This window comes from Amycolatopsis sp. NPDC003731 (genome assembly GCF_053586895.1).
This window is the reverse complement of sequence record NZ_JBSFNC010000026.1, coordinates 6,930-22,529: the sequence shown is the minus strand read 5'-3', so window position 1 is coordinate 22,529 and position 15,600 is coordinate 6,930. Positions and strand designations below refer to the sequence as shown.

The following is a 15,600-nucleotide window of genomic DNA, read 5'->3' as shown; positions in this document are numbered from 1 at the left end:
GAGCGTCATCCCTGAGTCGACTCGGACACAGCCAGGTCCTCCAACGTCCACGGCAGACTCGGCTTGCCCTCGACCGTCACGCCGTACATCCGCAGCTCGTCAAGAGTGGTGACATCACCGTTGGCCTTCAAGATCCGCTCGACCTTGTCCCAGACATCGGCCCGCCCGCGGCAGAAGGCGACAAGGTAGTGATCCAGCGCCTTGTCGTACCGGTTCTGCCGCACCTGCCGGTCGGCCAGGATGACTCGAGCGGACACATTCCCGGCGTCAACGGCACGCGACAGCAGCCTCATCGCATCCTTGGTCCGATCGACCCGGAGCAGCGCCGACACCACATCACCGATCAGGGCGGTCTCCCCGACGTCCAGTTCGGACTCGATCATCGCGAGCGCTTCGTCGAAGTGCTTCTCCCTGATCAACGCGACCAGCAGCCGCGGATCCGTCCTGCGCAGCAGTCCCGTCGACTGCACCTCCCGCAGCAGCACCAACGCCTCGGACGTGCGATCGAACTCCAGCAGCAATTCCGCGGCTTGCACCCGTGCGGCGGGGTAGCCGTGGCAAGCCGCCTGCTCGAACCAGTACACCGCACCACCGAACTCCCTCAAGGGCATCTCCCCCAGGAATTTCGCGGTGTTGGTGGATTCCTGCAACGACGCGTTCGCCGCCGCGGCTCTTCTCGCGGCCAACGCAAATCCTTCGGCCAGCCACTTCATCGCCGTGCCCGGGTCCGCCCCATGGCGAGCCGAGTACGCCTCGAGAGCGACTTTGGCGGCATCACCCCCCAGGAAATCCGCCACCGGCAGTGCGGTATCCGGGTGAGCCGAATCGACTACACCGAGATACCACCGCAACGCCTCGTGAATCGTCTCCGGCTTCTCGGGACGACACAATGCGACGGCGATCCGCGCCGCCGCCTGCGGCGATCCCGCGCCGCGGGCCCGCCGGTAGTAATCGGCAGCGGTACCCACCTCGGAGAGGAACGCGGCTTGTTCCGCGGCCGACACCCACGACTCGTCGTGTCCGCGTGCTGCGGCCTCTGCGTAGCATTCCATCGCTCGACGGCGAAGGCCGCGCTCCACATGAACTTTGGCGACTTCGGCGAGCGCCTGCGGTCCACCTTGGCGAGCAGCTTGCTGGGCGTGCGCCAGTGCCGTATCGCTGAGGCCGGCGCGGGCGTACATCCTGGCTGCGTGGATGCGCGCGCCCGCGACGTTCAGCTCGATCGCTCGGTCACACCAGCGCAGCGCCTCCTCGATCTCACCACGGCCAAGCAGCAGATCCGCCCCGACCAGGTAGGCATCGGCGTCGCCGGCTTGCGCGTGTTCCCACAGCCACCGGACCGCCCGTGCTTCGCCGACGTGTTCGGCAACGAGCTCGGCGATCCCGGGCAAGGTGTTCAACCCCGTCGCCGTCCTCAGCACGCTGAGGAAGCTGACGCCCTTTTCGTACCCGGATTCCTCGGCGATCATCTCGGCCGCGACGACAGCGGCATTGACGTCGCCCCCTTTGGCCAAGCGTCGGTAGACCTCTACCGCCTTCTGCCGTTGTCCGGCCTCCACATGGGCGATGGCCTCCAGCTTCAGCGACTCCGCGTCCCCCAGTCCCGCGCCCTGGCCGAGCCACTCCGCCGCCGCCTCGGGCCGTCCCGCTTCCAGCAGGATCTGGCCTCCGGCGAGCACGGCAGCGGGAACACGACTGCTGGCGGGAGTGCGGTACAGATCGAGCGCGTCGTCGAATCGACCACAACTGCGCATCATGTCGGCGAGTTCGCGGCGCGCGGCCGACGTTGCGCCGTTACGCACCAGCTTGAAAAACTGCGCCGCTTCGCGAAGGAGGCCCCGGCGCCGGCACTCGCGTCCCATCGGGATCAAGCTGCTCGGTGCCGAAAAAGCGAACAGTGCGGACCACAGATGCCGGGCCGGTAGTGCATGCTTTCCCGCCTCAGTGACAAACTGGCATTCCAGGTAGTCGTTGAGCCGGTACATCTGCTCCGTCACTCTCGCGTCGGAGCCATCGCCGGTACGCGCCAGCAGCATCCCGGTGTCGCCGACTCCACAGGCCGTCAGCTGCTCGATCGCCTCCTCGAACCAGCTCTCGCTCAGCCGGGCCCGCTCCCACGCCGGCAGGTACTCCACGGCTCCGGCTTTCACCAGCTGCGCCCGCATCCACGGGCCGTGGCCGATGATCCGGGCGTCGATGAGGCACTGCATGATCGCTCTGGCGGCCGGGCTGGCCATCGAGAACCGGGCCTGAAAATCCGGAGCCTCCACCAGGTACTGGATCACGTAGCCGTCGGTGCTGCGCTCCGCGGCCTCCACGATCCGCGGGTCCTCCGAATTCCGCGCCGCGACGACTTCGGCATCGGTGAAGCGATCCGGGACGTTGATCACACTGCCGGCCAGGAGCTGACGCGCATGCCCGCTGAGCGGCGCCTGAACCGGCGATGACGAGTCGGTCAGCCTGTGGATGTCGTGTGGGCTCAAGGTCAACAACACCATCATCGGCCCACGCTGGACGTCATAGACCAACTCGCGCAACGCACGAGCCACCTGCTCACCCACTTCAGGGCCGTAGTCGAGCAGATAGCGCGCCGCATTGGGGAGCCACAACACCGTTCGCGCCGGCAATCCACCGAGCTGTGCCAGCAGCGATCGGGGATTGCTGGGGCTGGTTCCCGGCCAGATCCACCACCCGTCCAGCAACGGCGCGAGCATACCCGGCTTGCTCGACCGGATCGCTTCCCACAACGCCCGCTTCATCCCCGACTTCGGCCGGCCGACCAACGTCACCACGCCGCTCGAGCCACCCGCGATCGCCGAGACCCGCCGTTGTACCTCTTCATCGTGACTGCGACGGAAGTACGCCGTCAGCTCGGTTTGCATGGTCGAGTTCGCCCGGCCCATGCCGACGACCGAGCGGATCTCGAGCTGGGATGGCGTGCAGTTCGTCAACGGCATACCCGCTGGCGCATCTGTCGACGAGACCGCTTCCCGCCCACCGTCGCGTCGTTTCAACTTCTCGCCTTCAACGATCCATTCGGGGGATTGCTGTCCCGCGAACGCGACACTGGTGCGCCACCCCAGCAGGACTGCTGCGTCGTACGGTGCCCGAGCGGGCGCGACGCAGTCCAGTCCGGCGACAGCTGCTGCGCCGAGCGGCTGTTCCACACGGCGAAACACCCACGCACAGTGGGCCCCTGAAAGAACGGCGAATGTCACCCGTTGGTGCCCCCAGGGGCCCACTGCAGCCAAGAAGGCATACTCAAAGTAAGATCAGAACCACGATAGAGGGTAAATCAAACTGTTCTTCCTCGAGGTTTCCCTCACCCGCTTTCCCCCGCCTCACGCACGGTGCCTGGTGCGCGCGGTTGCCCAGCTTCAGCTCGACAGGTCACTCGCCGCGCCGCTCGACCGCCCGAGTGCGCGACTCCCCGCGTTCGACTATCCAATCCGCAGTCCGAGCCGCTATGGCCCGGCCACACCGCCGATTTCCTCATCAGCGCGCAACGGCAGCCTGGCCCGACGCTCGCGACCGTCCACCGAACCCGACACTGCGGGTCAGCACCCCGAATGGTGACCGGGGGAAGCGGTCCCTCAGGAACCCCCGCCGGGCTGGGCCGCGCAGTGGATGTCACGCACCGGCCGCTCCCCCGTCGCCAGGAAGTTCGTCACCGCCGTGTTCGCGCACTGGTTGGGCCCCAGGTACACGCCGTGGCCGCCCTGGTCGGCCGTCACCATCCGGGCGCGCTCGCCGAATGCCGCGCGCAGTTTGACCGCGTTCACCAACGGCGTTGCCGGGTCGCGGTCGTTCTGCACCAGCAGGACGTTCGCCGGGCCGTGGCCGGTGATCCGCACCGGCTGCTCCTTCGGGGGTGCCCAGTAGGCGCACGCCGAGATGTTCGCCGTGGCCGCGCCGAGCAGGGGGTAGCGGAGGCGGTCGACCGCCACGTTCAGCTGGTACGTCGCCACCGATCGCGGCCACGCCGCATCGCCGCAGATCACCGCGAACCGAGAGGCGAAGAGGTTCTCGACCGAGCCCCACACGGGCGCCGGTTTCGGTGGCCGGCCCTGGTCGAGGGCCTGCCAATCCGCCGCCAGCGGGGCCAGGTCCGTCGCGTACAGGCCGCTGAACGTCAAGCCGCGGAAGACCGAGCCCGTCACCTCCGCCACCGGGGTGCGGTCCAAGCGCGCCGCCAGCTCGTGGAACTTGGCCGTCACCTCGGCCGGTGTGCGGCCGAGGCCGTACTCCGGGTGCGCCGCGGCGAACCTCGCGAAGTCCGGGAAGCGGTCCTCCATGCCCCGCGCGAAGGCGCGCATCGCCGTGATGTCGTAGCCGTCCGGGCCGAGATTGCTGTCCAGCACGATGCGGTCGCTGCGGTCCGGGTACATCGTCGCGTACACCGCGCCCAGGTACGTGCCGTAGGACGCACCGAGGTAGGACACCCTGGGCTCGCCCAGCGCGGCCCGGATGCGGTCCATGTCCCGTGCGGTGTTCGCGGTGGTGACGTGGGGCAGCATCGGGCCGGTGGCGGCGTCCCGGCACTGCTGTGCCTCGGTTTTCGCCAGCTTCGCCTGCTTCACGACGTCGGCCGGGCCGCCGGCGTAGGGCAGGTTGCCGATCGCCAGCTGCTCCGGCGTCAGGTTGCACGTCACCGGCGTGCTGCGCCCGACGCCCCGCGGGTCGAACCCGATGACGTCGTAGGCGTCCAGCACGCTCTCCGGCAGCTTCAGGTACTTCAGCACCTGCGGGTAGTCCAGGCCCTCGCCGCCGGGGCCACCCGGGTTGGTGAACAGCACGCCGCGGCGCTTCTCCGGGTGCTTGCTCGGCATGCGCGACACGGCGAGATCGATCGTGCGGCCACCCGGGTCGCCGTAGTCCAGCGGCACCTTCATCGTCGTGCACTGCAGGTCCGGGACCGGGAAAGCACCGGCCGGGCACGGTCCCCAGGCCGGGCCGGTCGCGGCGGACACCGGGGACACGGCCGTCGCGCCGAGCACGGCGACCGCGGTGGTGAGCAGGGTTTTGCGCAGCATCGTTGTTCCTTTCGTCCGGCCGCGGTTCAGCGGCGCGGTTCCCAGCGGAAGAGCCGCGCGGCCAGCGCGACGGCGACGACGACCCAGGCGAGCGTCGGCGCGAAGAGGACGAGCGAGCCGGCGAGCGGGACGCCGCCGTTCCAGGCGTTCAGCACCAGCTCGGTCGCCGAACCACCGGGCAGCAGGCGCTTGAGCAACGTCAGGTCGCCGGTGCCGGTGAGGCCGACCCAGCCCGACACGGCGAGGACGCCGATGCTGACCGGCAACGTCGTCACCTGCGCGTGCTCAGGCGAGTTCGTCAGCCCCGCCGTGGCGAGCCCCAGCGCCAGCATCATGACCACGGTGGCCACCACGGCGGCGGTCAGCAGCAGCGGGTTCGCCGGCTTCCCGGCGACCCCGGCCAGCACGCCGAGGATGACCGCGATCTGCAGCACCGAGAGCACGGTGATCGGCAGCAGCAGTCCGCCGAGGATGCCGGCGTCGCCCGCCGCGGTGGAGCGCAGGCGCTTGAGGAACAGGTTCTGGCGGCGGGAGGCCAGCGTGGTCACCGACGTCGTGTAAAGGCCGATCCCGGCGACGAAGAACAGCGCCAGCGTCGCGATGTAGCCGATGCCGGCCCCGTCGGTGAACAAGTCGTGCTTGGCGACGAAGAACGCGCTCAGCGCGGCCGGCAGCACCAGGGCGGTGACCAGCACCAGGCGGTTGCGGAAGATCTGGATCAGCTCGCCACGAGCGATCGTGAGCATGGGAGTCCTTCTCTCAGGAGTGTTCGATGGCGCGGAAGACGTCGTCGAGCCGGGTCGGCCCGGCCGCCAGGTCCTGCAGCTCGACGGCGTGGTCCTCGGCCCAGCCGAGCAGCGTGTGCAGGTCCTTCTGCAGGCCGAAGGTCTCCACGAGGAACTTGCCGTCGCCGCCCCGCGAAGCCAGCAGCGGCGGCGCCGGCGCGTGCGGCGGCAGTCCGAAGTGGATGGTCGCGGGCAGGGTCCGGGTCAGCTCGGCGACCGTGCCCTCGCGGTGGAAGGCGCCTTGGTGCATCAGGCCGATGCGGTCGGCGCGCTGCTGGGCCTCTTCGAGGTAGTGGGTGGTCAGCACGACGGTCGAGCCGTCCTCGCGCAGCCGGTCGACCGCGTCCCAGAGCGCGTCGCGGGACTGGATGTCCAGGCCGGTGGTCGGTTCGTCGAGGAAGACCAGCTCGGGGGTGCCGTACACGGCGGTGGCAAAGTCCAGCCGCCGCTTCTCGCCGCCCGACAGCTGCCCCACCTTGGTCCCGGCCTTGCCGGTGAGGCCGGCGACGCCGAGCACGCGCCCGACGTCGTCGGAGCGTTGGGTGAGCCGCCCGACCAGGCCGACGGTCTCGCGCACCGTCAGATCCGGCGAGAACCCGCTCTCCTGCAGCATGATCCCCATCCGCGGGCGGACGGCGGCGCGGTCGCGGGGATCCTTCCCGAACACCCGCACGGCGCCCGAGGTCGGCGTGCGGTGGCCTTCGACCGTTTCCAGGGTCGAGGTCTTCCCGGCGCCGTTGGTGCCGAGCAGGGCGTACAGCTCTCCGCGTTCCACTTGGAACGAAAGGTCCTTCACGGCGGGGAAGCCGCCGTAGGTGAGGGTGAGGCGATCGACGTCGATGACCGGTGTCGTGGACATGCCGCCATTCCAGCGCCGGTCGCGGCGGGGCGGCAGTGCGCTCGCGTCACCACCGCACCGTGACATTCCGGCCCCGGAAGCATGACGTGGCGTCACTGGTCGGGCCCCGGCCGGTGCGGCATGCTGGCGGGTACCACGCCGACCCCGGAGGACCATGACCGAGACCCGCCGGAGGTGGTCCGGCGGAGCCGTGCAGGACCGGCTGCGCCGGCTCAACCTCCTCACGACGGTGCCGCCGCTCGCCTTCGTCGGCGTGCTCCTGCTGGGGCTCACCGCCCGGTCGTGGTGGCACGCCGGCATCCAGCTCGTCGGGCTCGTCGCGGCGCTGGCGACGGCCGAACGCTGGACGGCGGGCGACTACCTGCGCGTCGCGCGGCCGAGCCTGGCCGTCACCGCGGTGGTCTGGCTGGCCGGGGCGCTGACGGACGACACCGGCGCGTTCTTCGGCGTGTCCGTCGTCGGGTCGTTCCTCGTCCCCCCGCTGCGCCGCCACCGGCTCGCGGCCCTCTTCGGGGTCGCCGCGCTGGTCGCGGCCCTGGGCCTGCCCAACGTGCTCGTGCACCCCGGTGCCACCGGGCCGCGGCTGGTGCAGTTCGTGGCCGTCCCGGCGATCGCCGTGCTGCTCTCCACCGGGTTCATGTTCGCCACCCAGCGGCTGTTCGACCTGGTCGCCGAGCTGGAGCAGTCCCGCGAGCGGGAGGCGGAACTGGCCGTCGCCCGGGAACGCGTCCGCTTCGCGAGCGACCTGCACGACATCCAGGGGCACACGCTGCACGTGGTGAAGCTGAAGGTGGCGCTGGCAGAGAAGCTCCTGGACGCCGACCCGGACCGCGCGCGGGAGGAGCTGCGCGAGGTGCACACGCTCGTCGGCGACACGATCGTCCAGACCAAGGAGCTCGCCTACGCGCAGCGGCGGCTCAACCTGTCCGCGGAGCTGGAGAACGCGAAGAACCTGTTCGAGGCGGCGGGCATCCACGTGCGCCTGGAACGGGAAGCCGAGCCGGACGCCCGCGTCGGCGAGCTGCTCGGCCAGGTCCTGCGCGAGACGACGACGAACATCCTGCGCCACGCCGAAGCCCGGCACGTCCGGATCACGCTCGGCCGCACCGGGATCGCCATCGTCAACGACGGCGCGGGCGAACCCGGTCCGCCCGGCGGGCTTTCGGCGTTGCGGCACCGGCTGGCGGAGAACGGAGGAGAGCTCGAGGTGTCGCACGAGGACGGCCGGTTCCTGACGGCGGTGGCGTTCCCGGAGCTCGACGGAGCCGTCCGATGACGACCGTGGTGCTCGCCGACGACGAAGCGCTGCTGCGCAAGGCGTTGGCGGCGCTGCTGCCGCTGGAGGGCGGGATCACCGTGCTCGCCGAGGCCGAAGACGGCGAGCAGGCGGTGGCGGCCACCCTGCGGCACCGCCCCGACGTGCTCGTCATCGACCTCGAAATGCCGGCGGTGGACGGTCTCGGCGCCGTCGCGGAAATCCGGCGGGCCCGCCCGGAGCAGGTCGTCCTCATGCTGACCCGGCACGCCCGCCCCGGCGTCCTGCGCAAGGCGCTGAAGCTGGGCGTCCAGGGGTTCGTCAGCAAGGCCGCGGAACCGGCGCACATCACGGCGGTGATCCAGACCCTGCACGCGGGCAAGCGCTGGATCGACCCGGACGTCTCGGCGCTCGCCGTCGTCGACGACTGCCCGCTGACCGAACGCGAGCTCGACGTCCTGCGCGCGACCCGCGAGGGGTATTCGGTGGCCGAGATCGCGGCCCGGCTGCACCTGGCCGAGGGCACGGTGCGCAACTACCTGTCCAACGCGATGCAGAAGACCCAGACCCGCACCCGCCACGAAGCGGCCCGCTACGCCCACGAGCACGACTGGCTGTGACCGCCCCGGCCGTCACCGGTGCACGGACGTCGCCGGAGCGAGGGCCCGGCTTCGCCCGGCCGGTCGCGGGCGCGCCCACGGGGTGCGGCCCCAGGGCTTGGCCACCGACAACCACGTCATGAACAAGAACGCCAGGATGTTGAGCCCGGCCCCGTAGGCCAGCCGGCCGGCCACCGGGCTCTCGACCCCGGAACCGGCCGCCGCGATGCTCTGTTCGACCCAGACCCCGAGACCGAACGTGCTGTAGCCGATCACCGCCACCGTGAGGACCAGCTTCACCAGCACCCACCAGAACCGCGTGACCCCCCACTTCGTCACCAGGCCGAGCACCACGCCTCCGGCCAGCGTGGCGAACGCGGCCGGGATGACCACGAAATCGTCGATCCGCTCGATCAGCACGTACGACACCCGCCGCACCGCCGCGTCCCCGGTGTAGCCGGCCGTCATCGCGAGCACGACGTTCGCCGCGCCCGCCCCCATCCAGCCGACCGACACCGCCACGTGCAGGAACACCAGCACCTGCCGGAAGCGCTTGCCCACCGTCCACCGCGTCACCCGTCCATCGTGACCGCCGGGGCTCCCGGCCGCAGCGCCGGTGAGCAATAGCGGCCGCATCCTCTCCTCGTGGGTCACGAGCGCGAGTGACGCGCCGCCGCCGATCGGGGTGACGCACCGGGCCGCGTCGCCGGCCGGGGCGTGTCAGGTCTTCGCGCGGGAGAAGGACAGGATGGCCCACGGCGGTGTACCAGCGCGAGCGGTCGTCGCCGAAGAGCCGGTCGCGGGTCGAGGATCGGACGCCGTCGGCGATGACCGGGAGGTCGGCTCGCAGCGTGGTGGTCACCGAGACCGTGGCGGCGACCGGGCGAAATCGCCGCGCGGGACTTCGAGCTCGGCGGCGCGCCGTCCGGGCCGGCGGAGGTCGGTTCGCCCAGGCCCCGCCCGGCGGCGTCGACGAAGACGGTGCCGGTTTCGATGGTGTTCCGGCCCTCCAACAGGCCCACGCGCGCCTCCGGTCGCCGCCGCGTCACGTTGTGCCCCTCCCCCGCCGCGCGTGAGTTCCTCCGCGGGCGTCGAGGTCGCGGCCCGCCCTCCAGGCGGCAGACCCGGACGAAACCAACGCCTGATCGGCTCGTCCGGACGGCGTCATCCGACGGGCGGCCAGGGAGCCATTGCGTCGGTGACACACCGGCTTCTTCGGCGGAGCTCCGAGCTATCCGTCGTCGCGCGGGCGGCGCAGCCCGTCCAGCACGAGGGTGATGACACCGTCGGCCTCGGTCCGCCAGCCGGGACGGTCGTGGGCCGCGCCGATGCCGTGCAGGGCCATCAGCACGGCGCCGGCGTCCACGTCGTCGCGGACGCTGCCGTCCCGCACCGCGGCGGCCACCAGGTCGACGACCGCCTCTTCGAGCGCGCGGCTGCCTTCGGCGAGGGCACCCGATCGATCGGCCCACAGCGTGGCCAGCGTTCGGGCGAGGCCCGCGTGGGCGTCGATGTGGTCGACCATGCTGCGCAGGAAGGTCGCCAAGGCCTCGGCCGGGGGCAGCGTGGCCTGCAACCGGCGGGCGCGCTCGCACAGCGTGGCGACTTCCCCGCGGTAGACCGCCTCGGCGAGCGCCTCCCGGGTGGGAAAGTGCCGGTACAGCGTGCCGGTGCCCACGCCGGCCAGCCGGGCGAAGTCGTCGAAGCGCAGGTCGAAGAAACCTCCGGCGTCGAAGACCTCCCGAGCCTTGGCGAGCAGGGCCTCGCGCTTGCGCTGGGCGTCGGCCCGCAGCGGCTTCTCGGCAGTCACGCGCTCCCCCGCCGTAGCAACTGGAGATGATCTCCACATCGATGCTACCGCACGAGGTGACCGAACCGGGGTCAAGCCATCCCCCGCGCGAAGGGGCCGGCCGCGCGGCGGACCACCTCCGGGCCGCCGGGGAGCAGAAGGAAGTCCGCGCCCGCGGCGAGTGCCGCCAGTACCGTCTCGCGCACCGGACGGCCCTTGGTCGTGGCCGGGGTGTCCAGGTCGTCGGCTGACGACCAGGCCGGTGAAGCCGAGGTCGCGGCGCAGCACCTCCACCGTCGCCGGCGAGGTCGAAGCGGGTTCGGCCGGGTCGATCGCCGGCACCACCACCGGGCCGGTCATGATCGCGCCGACGCCGGCCGCCACCGCCCGGCGGAACGGGGTCAGGTTCGCCGGGACGGACTCTTTCAGCGCCGTGTCGTGCAACGCCGGGTCCAGGGCGAGCTCGGGGTGGCCGGGGAAGTGCTTCGCGACCGCGAGCACACCGGCACTTTGGACGCCCGTCACGAACGTGGCTCCGATGCGCCCGGCCTCGTCGTGGCCGAAGGGCAGCGTCCGGCCGGTCAGCCACGGGTCCGGGCCGGAGAGGACGTCGAGCACCGGCGAGAGGAACACGCTCACCCCGAGCGCGCGGGCGCGCGCGCGACGGCGGCCGCGGCGATCTCCTCGTCGGGCAGCCCGGCCAGGGTGCCGGCGTCCGGGAAAGCGGCACCAGGTCGTGCAGCCGGGTGATCCCCCACGGCTCCTGGTCGACCGCGAACAGCAGCGGCTCCCCGGCGAGGTCGTCCAGGTCGGCGGCGAACGCCGCGAAGTCCGCGGCCGACTTACGCCTACGGCCGGCCGGAGAAGCTCTCGACGGCCCAGCGCGAGTCGATCCTGGCGGCCGCCGCGAACGCGACGCGCATGCCGTCCTGCTGCCGGTCGCCGGTGCGCTGCAGCCCGAACCGTGGCTTCGTGACCTGGTGGGGCGGGGCACGCGGGCCGGCGCCCGGCTCGGGTACGCCGGGCCCGACGCCGTCGGCGCCGGCCTCCGCTCCGGCCGCCGCGGCGCGGTCGGCGTGATGCTGATGGACACCCTCGAATACGCCTTCACCGACCCCTCCACCCGGTGCCTGCCGCTCCCCCACGACGACGGCCAGGCAGCGTTGCGCGGCCTGGTGGACGGCGTGATCGTGCACAGCCTGCCCGACGACCACCCCGCGCTGCTGACCCTCCGGTCGCGCGGCCTCCCGATCGTGGTCGTCGACGCCCCGCACCTGCCGGACGTTCCGCTCGTCGGCATCCCCGACCGCGAGGCCGCCCGCACCCAGGTCGAGCACCTGCTCGGCCTGGGCCACCGCCGGCTCGGGATGATCGCCGAACGCCTGGTGCCGGACGGCTTCCGCGAGACGGTCGACGCGCGCCGCCTGCACCGAACGCGTGGTGCGCGAACGGATCACCGGCTACCAGGAGGCCGCCGAAGCCGCCGGCCTGGACTTCGACCGGCTGCCGGTGGTGGAGGCCGGCGGGTTCGACCTCACCGCGGGCGTCCCGGCGGCGCACAGCCTCCTGGCCGGCCACGACGTGACGGCGGCGGTGGTCACCTCGGACACGATGGCCATCGCCGTGCTCGAAGCGGCCGAGCGCGGGTTGCGGGTCCCCGAGGACGTCTCGGTGGTCGGCTTCGACGATGCGCCGGAGGCCGGATCCCCGCGGCCTGACCACCATCCCGCAGCCGATGGTCCGAAAAGGACAGCTGGCCGCCGAGCTGTTGTTCGCCCTCCTGCGCGGCGATCCGAAGCCGGAGAACGTGTCCTTGCCCACCGAACTGGTGCGGCGCCGCACCTCCGGCCCGCCGCCACCCGGGCGACCGTTGCCGGCCGGAAACCGTCGCTCGTAGCGGCCGGCGGCTCGGCGGGCTACGTTGGTCGTCGCGATGGTTGAGCACACAGCCGTCTTCCGCAGCGACTCGGGGAGACCGGCATGAGCAGTGACCAGGACTGGCGGCGCGACAAAGAGGCGTTCGTCTCCGACCTCCTCGCGCCCGGGCCCCTGGCCCGGCAGTTCGCCGAGCTGACGCGCACCCTGCTCACCGCCCCGACCGTCGAAGACGTCCTGCAGCGGGTGCTCGAAGCCACCACGGTGATGGTCCCGGACGCCGACCTCGCCAGTTTCACGCTGCTCGACGCCGACGGCGGCTTCCACACCCCCGCCGAGACCGACGAGGTCGCCACCGAACTCGACCGGCTGCAGTACCGGTTCCGGGAAGGCCCCTGCGTCGATGCCGCCGAACCCGGCGGCCCGGCCGTCGCGATCGCCCCCGACCTCACGGCCGAACCGCGCTGGCCCCGCTGGGCGCCGGCCGCCACGGAACTCGGGATGGGCTCGGTGCTGTCCACCGCCCTCATCAGCGGGCCACCGGCCGGCGAGACGAGCGGCGCGCTCAACGTCTACTCCCGCGACCGCCACGGACTCGACGCCGCCGACCGCGACGTCCTGCTGCTGCTCGCCACCCACGCCTCCCTCGCCCTGGCCGCCACCGACGCCGTCACCCGAGCCGAGCTGCAGGCCACCCACCTGCGCAAAGCCATCGACAGCCGGGACGTGATCGGCCAGGCCAAGGGCATCATCATGGCGCGCCGGGGCGTCTCCGCGGACGACGCGTTCGACGTCCTGCGGCGCACGTCCCAGGACCTCAACGTCAAGCTCGCCGACCTCGCCCGCACGCTCGCCGACCGGCACACCGAGATCGACCTGCCCACCGGCTGAACTCTCCGGCGGGCGGGTTGATCGCCGCGGCGAGCGGGTAGTCACTGGCCCACACGGACTCGTCTCGACGGACAGGAAGGGCCTCGATGCCTACCGAGCAGCTGGACGACTCGTTGCGGGTGATCGCGCTGGAGGTCGCCGACGACCTCGCCGAGCTGGCGAGGGTGCGCGCCTGGGCCGACCGGTTGCTGCAGGACCTGCCCGAAGACCAGCGCGTCGACGCACTCATGGTGGTCGACGAGCTGGCCTCGAACGCGCTCCGGCACGGGTCGCCGCCCCGCCAGGTCCGGCTGCTGCGCAAGCCGAACTGGCTCTCGGTGGAGGTCGACGACACGTGCATCGATCCGGCCTGCCCGCAGCCGCCCTCCGCCGAGGGCGGGCACGGGCTCAAGCTGGTGGCCGGCATGAGCGTGTCGTGGGGTCAGTCTCAGCGGCCCACCGGCAAGACGGTGTGGGCCGAGATCGACCTGACCCGCCCGCGCTGACCGGGCCACCGGCGGAGGAGAGCCCTCACCAGGTCGTGCCCGGGCGATGGGTCCCGGCGCTCCACTCCTTGCCCTCCGGGTCGAGCACGCGGGCGCGGCGCGTCCCCCACTCGGTGTCCTCCGGCGCGATCACCGCCCGTGCACCCGCCGCGACGGCGCTGCCGAACCAGCCGTCCACCGATCCGGGCCGGTCGAACCACAGGTAGAGCCCGTCCCCGGTGCTGCGGCCGAGCAACCGCGGCCGGTCGTAGTCCGCGTCCGCGGTGGCGATCATCAGCACGACCGCCCCGAACCCGACCTCCGCGTGGACGACGCCGCCGTCGGCACCGTCCACACGGGACACGATCGCGAACCCCGTCGCGGTCAGCCAGCCGAGCGCCGCGGCCGCGTCCCGGTAGCTGAGGTAGGCGTGCAGACCCGGTGTGTCCATGGTGCCCTTTCCTTCCGGTCACTTGCGGATCATCGGGTTCCCGTAGCCGATGACCAGTCCGGCGGTGAACGCGCTGACGCCGAACGTCTTGTTCAGCAGCGCCGCGGCCGGTGCCGTCAACGCCAAGGTGACCCCGGCGGGGGTCGCCGCGCCGATCGTGAACAGGTCGGCGCGGGTCCGGAAGTCGATCCGGCCGCTCACCACCCCGCGCCCGAGCTCGATGGTGTAGCTGGTCAGGTACAGGCAGCTGCCGCCCGCGCGCAGCAGCAGCCCGCCGAGGTGCTCGATGGTGCCGTCCTCGGGGTTGCCGACGATGGTGAACCCGAAGACCGTCTTGCCGCCCGGGTGGCTCACCCGGGCCAGGACCGGCGAAACCTTGACTCCCAGCGAAGTGAGCGCCTGCGCGGCCGCCGGGTCGAGCGTCAGGTCGGTCCGGCCTTTCCCGAAGTGGTACGGGTGGTGGTGCGAGACGGCGTGGGCCGGTTGCGCCGCCTGGGCGGGCGCCGCGGCCACGCCGGCCAGCGCCGCCGCGGCCACGATGGACATCCCGAGCATCCGAACGCGCATGATGACTCCGTTCCCGATGAGGACTGGACACCCGGGATACGAGCCGGGGCCCCGGATCGGATGCAGCCGTGCGGAAGTTTCCCGGCGATCAGGCACGGACGCTCCCGCGCAGCATGCTCGTCCCGTGCTCCTGCTGCCCCAGCGCCTGGGCCGACACGTCGATCACCGGGAACCGGCTCAGGGAAAGCCCCGGCGGAACCGCGACCTCGAGGTCGGCCCCGGCCGTCACACCGAGCGGGATCATCGTGTTCACGCCGTCGTAGAGCCAGACCTCGTAGAGGCCCTCCGCGGCCGGCATCCCGGTCAGCCGCACCTTCAGCCGCACCGTCCCGGACCCGTCGTCGACGACCTGCACCTGCCCGCCGGCCCCGGCCGGTGCGGCCGGCTGGCGGCTCAGCGGTGCCTCGGCCACCACCCGGCCGGGGTCGCCGCCGGAGGCGGTCACCACCCACGTCACCGCCACCAAAGCCGCCGCCACGACCGCAGCCGCGTACCGGAACAGCCGGCGCGCCGGAGTCCGCCGGCCTCGGTGCGGGAGGGCATGCACGGTTGCCCGCGACGAACCCGCCGCGTCCCGGCCGGCCGACACGCCCACCCACGACGAACCCGCCGCGTCCTGACCGGCCGACACGCTCCCCCGCGACGAACCCACCGGGTCCTGACCGGCCGGCACGCCCGCCCGCGGCGAACCCGCCGCGTCCTGACCGGCCGACACGCTCCCCCGCGACGAACCCACCGGGTCCTGACCGGCCGACACGCCCACCCACGACGAACCCGCCGCGTCCTGACCGGCCGACACGCCCACCCACGACGAACCCACCGGGTCCTGACCGGCCGACACGCCCACCCACGACGAACCCGCCGCGTCCTGACCGGCCGACACGCCCACCCACGACGAACCCACCGGGTCCTGACCGGCCGACACGCCCACCCACGACGAACCCGCCGCGTCCTGACCGGCCGACACGCTCCCCCGCGACGAACCCACCGGGTCCTGACCGGCCGGCACGCCCGCCCGCGGCGAACCCGCCG

The 15,600-nt window shown here is 72.1% G+C and carries 16 protein-coding genes and 1 pseudogene; 5 read left to right on the top strand and 12 right to left on the bottom strand.

What is annotated here, in order from left to right; genetic code table 11:
- Positions 1-5 precede the first annotated feature (5 nt).
- From ACWDN5_RS13730 to ACWDN5_RS13715, 4 genes are all read right to left on the bottom strand, one after another.
- Positions 6-3,167: a hypothetical protein gene (locus ACWDN5_RS13730; protein WP_449676518.1), complete on the bottom strand. Its 3,162-nt coding sequence runs from the start codon at positions 3,165-3,167 to the stop codon at positions 6-8.
- Between the two features lie 426 nt (positions 3,168-3,593).
- Positions 3,594-5,030, bottom strand: coding sequence for an alpha/beta hydrolase (locus tag ACWDN5_RS13725; protein ID WP_449676569.1), 1,437 nt, complete (start codon positions 5,028-5,030; stop codon positions 3,594-3,596).
- A gap of 29 nt (positions 5,031-5,059) precedes the next feature.
- Positions 5,060-5,779 carry an ABC transporter permease gene (locus ACWDN5_RS13720; protein ID WP_449676517.1) on the bottom strand — a complete coding sequence of 240 codons (720 nt, stop codon included), beginning with the start codon at positions 5,777-5,779 and terminating at the stop codon, positions 5,060-5,062.
- A gap of 13 nt (positions 5,780-5,792) precedes the next feature.
- Positions 5,793-6,677, bottom strand: a complete 885-nt coding sequence (locus ACWDN5_RS13715) for an ABC transporter ATP-binding protein (RefSeq protein ID WP_449676516.1) — start codon at positions 6,675-6,677, stop codon at positions 5,793-5,795.
- 154 nt (positions 6,678-6,831) lie between these two features.
- Between ACWDN5_RS13715 and ACWDN5_RS13710 the strand changes: the two genes are divergently transcribed.
- Positions 6,832-7,953, top strand: coding sequence for a sensor histidine kinase (locus tag ACWDN5_RS13710; RefSeq protein ID WP_449676515.1), 1,122 nt, complete (start codon positions 6,832-6,834; stop codon positions 7,951-7,953).
- Positions 7,950-8,552, top strand: a complete 603-nt coding sequence (locus tag ACWDN5_RS13705; protein ID WP_449676514.1) for a response regulator — start codon at positions 7,950-7,952, stop codon at positions 8,550-8,552. The genes ACWDN5_RS13710 and ACWDN5_RS13705 overlap by 4 nt, the downstream gene beginning before the upstream one ends.
- A gap of 12 nt (positions 8,553-8,564) precedes the next feature.
- On the opposite strand, the gene ACWDN5_RS13700 is transcribed toward ACWDN5_RS13705, so the two are convergent.
- The 5 genes and pseudogenes from ACWDN5_RS13700 to ACWDN5_RS13680 form a co-directional block, all read right to left on the bottom strand.
- Complete coding sequence (locus tag ACWDN5_RS13700; protein WP_449676513.1) at positions 8,565-9,107, bottom strand: hypothetical protein; 543 nt, start codon at positions 9,105-9,107, stop codon at positions 8,565-8,567.
- A 655-nt stretch (positions 9,108-9,762) separates the two neighbouring features.
- Positions 9,763-10,341: a TetR/AcrR family transcriptional regulator gene (locus ACWDN5_RS13695; protein ID WP_449676568.1), complete on the bottom strand. Its 579-nt coding sequence runs from the start codon at positions 10,339-10,341 to the stop codon at positions 9,763-9,765.
- 285 nt (positions 10,342-10,626) lie between these two features.
- Positions 10,627-10,938: pseudogene (locus ACWDN5_RS13690) on the bottom strand (glycoside hydrolase family 3 N-terminal domain-containing protein); the annotation flags it as partial.
- A 17-nt stretch (positions 10,939-10,955) separates the two neighbouring features.
- The gene (locus ACWDN5_RS13685) at positions 10,956-11,078 is read right to left on the bottom strand and encodes a hypothetical protein (protein WP_449676512.1); all 123 of its coding nucleotides are present in this window, start codon (positions 11,076-11,078) and stop codon (positions 10,956-10,958) included.
- A gap of 90 nt (positions 11,079-11,168) precedes the next feature.
- On the bottom strand, positions 11,169-11,750 hold the full coding sequence (locus tag ACWDN5_RS13680) for a hypothetical protein (RefSeq protein ID WP_449676511.1): 582 nt from the start codon (positions 11,748-11,750) through the stop codon (positions 11,169-11,171).
- 10 nt (positions 11,751-11,760) lie between these two features.
- On the opposite strand from ACWDN5_RS13680, the gene ACWDN5_RS13675 reads away from it, so the two are divergent.
- From ACWDN5_RS13675 to ACWDN5_RS13665, 3 genes are all read left to right on the top strand, one after another.
- A complete protein-coding gene (locus ACWDN5_RS13675; RefSeq protein WP_449676510.1) occupies positions 11,761-12,261 on the top strand; it encodes a substrate-binding domain-containing protein in 501 nt (166 codons plus the stop codon).
- A gap of 39 nt (positions 12,262-12,300) precedes the next feature.
- Positions 12,301-13,086 carry a GAF and ANTAR domain-containing protein gene (locus ACWDN5_RS13670; protein WP_449676509.1) on the top strand — a complete coding sequence of 262 codons (786 nt, stop codon included), beginning with the start codon at positions 12,301-12,303 and terminating at the stop codon, positions 13,084-13,086.
- An 86-nt stretch (positions 13,087-13,172) separates the two neighbouring features.
- Entirely contained in the window at positions 13,173-13,571 is a 399-nt protein-coding gene (locus tag ACWDN5_RS13665; protein ID WP_449676508.1) for an ATP-binding protein, read from the top strand.
- 25 nt (positions 13,572-13,596) lie between these two features.
- On the opposite strand, the gene ACWDN5_RS13660 is transcribed toward ACWDN5_RS13665, so the two are convergent.
- The 3 genes from ACWDN5_RS13660 to ACWDN5_RS13650 form a co-directional block, all read right to left on the bottom strand.
- Positions 13,597-14,001, bottom strand: coding sequence for a VOC family protein (locus ACWDN5_RS13660; protein ID WP_449676507.1), 405 nt, complete (start codon positions 13,999-14,001; stop codon positions 13,597-13,599).
- A gap of 18 nt (positions 14,002-14,019) precedes the next feature.
- Entirely contained in the window at positions 14,020-14,568 is a 549-nt protein-coding gene (locus ACWDN5_RS13655) for a hypothetical protein (protein WP_449676506.1), read from the bottom strand.
- An 88-nt stretch (positions 14,569-14,656) separates the two neighbouring features.
- Positions 14,657-15,600, bottom strand: a 944-nt coding sequence (locus tag ACWDN5_RS13650; protein WP_449676505.1) for a hypothetical protein, incomplete at its 5' end; no start/stop codon positions are given.

Coding starts and splice junctions, on each gene's coding strand:
- ACWDN5_RS13655 (WP_449676506.1), bottom strand. CDS start 14,568: ATGCGCGTTCGGATGCTCGGGATGTCCATCGTGGCCGCGGCGGCGCTG.
- ACWDN5_RS13665 (WP_449676508.1), top strand. CDS start 13,173: ATGCCTACCGAGCAGCTGGACGACTCGTTGCGGGTGATCGCGCTGGAG.
- ACWDN5_RS13715 (WP_449676516.1), bottom strand. CDS start 6,677: ATGTCCACGACACCGGTCATCGACGTCGATCGCCTCACCCTCACCTAC.
- ACWDN5_RS13660 (WP_449676507.1), bottom strand. CDS start 14,001: ATGGACACACCGGGTCTGCACGCCTACCTCAGCTACCGGGACGCGGCC.
- ACWDN5_RS13705 (WP_449676514.1), top strand. CDS start 7,950: ATGACGACCGTGGTGCTCGCCGACGACGAAGCGCTGCTGCGCAAGGCG.
- ACWDN5_RS13720 (WP_449676517.1), bottom strand. CDS start 5,779: ATGCTCACGATCGCTCGTGGCGAGCTGATCCAGATCTTCCGCAACCGC.
- ACWDN5_RS13670 (WP_449676509.1), top strand. CDS start 12,301: ATGAGCAGTGACCAGGACTGGCGGCGCGACAAAGAGGCGTTCGTCTCC.
- ACWDN5_RS13710 (WP_449676515.1), top strand. CDS start 6,832: ATGACCGAGACCCGCCGGAGGTGGTCCGGCGGAGCCGTGCAGGACCGG.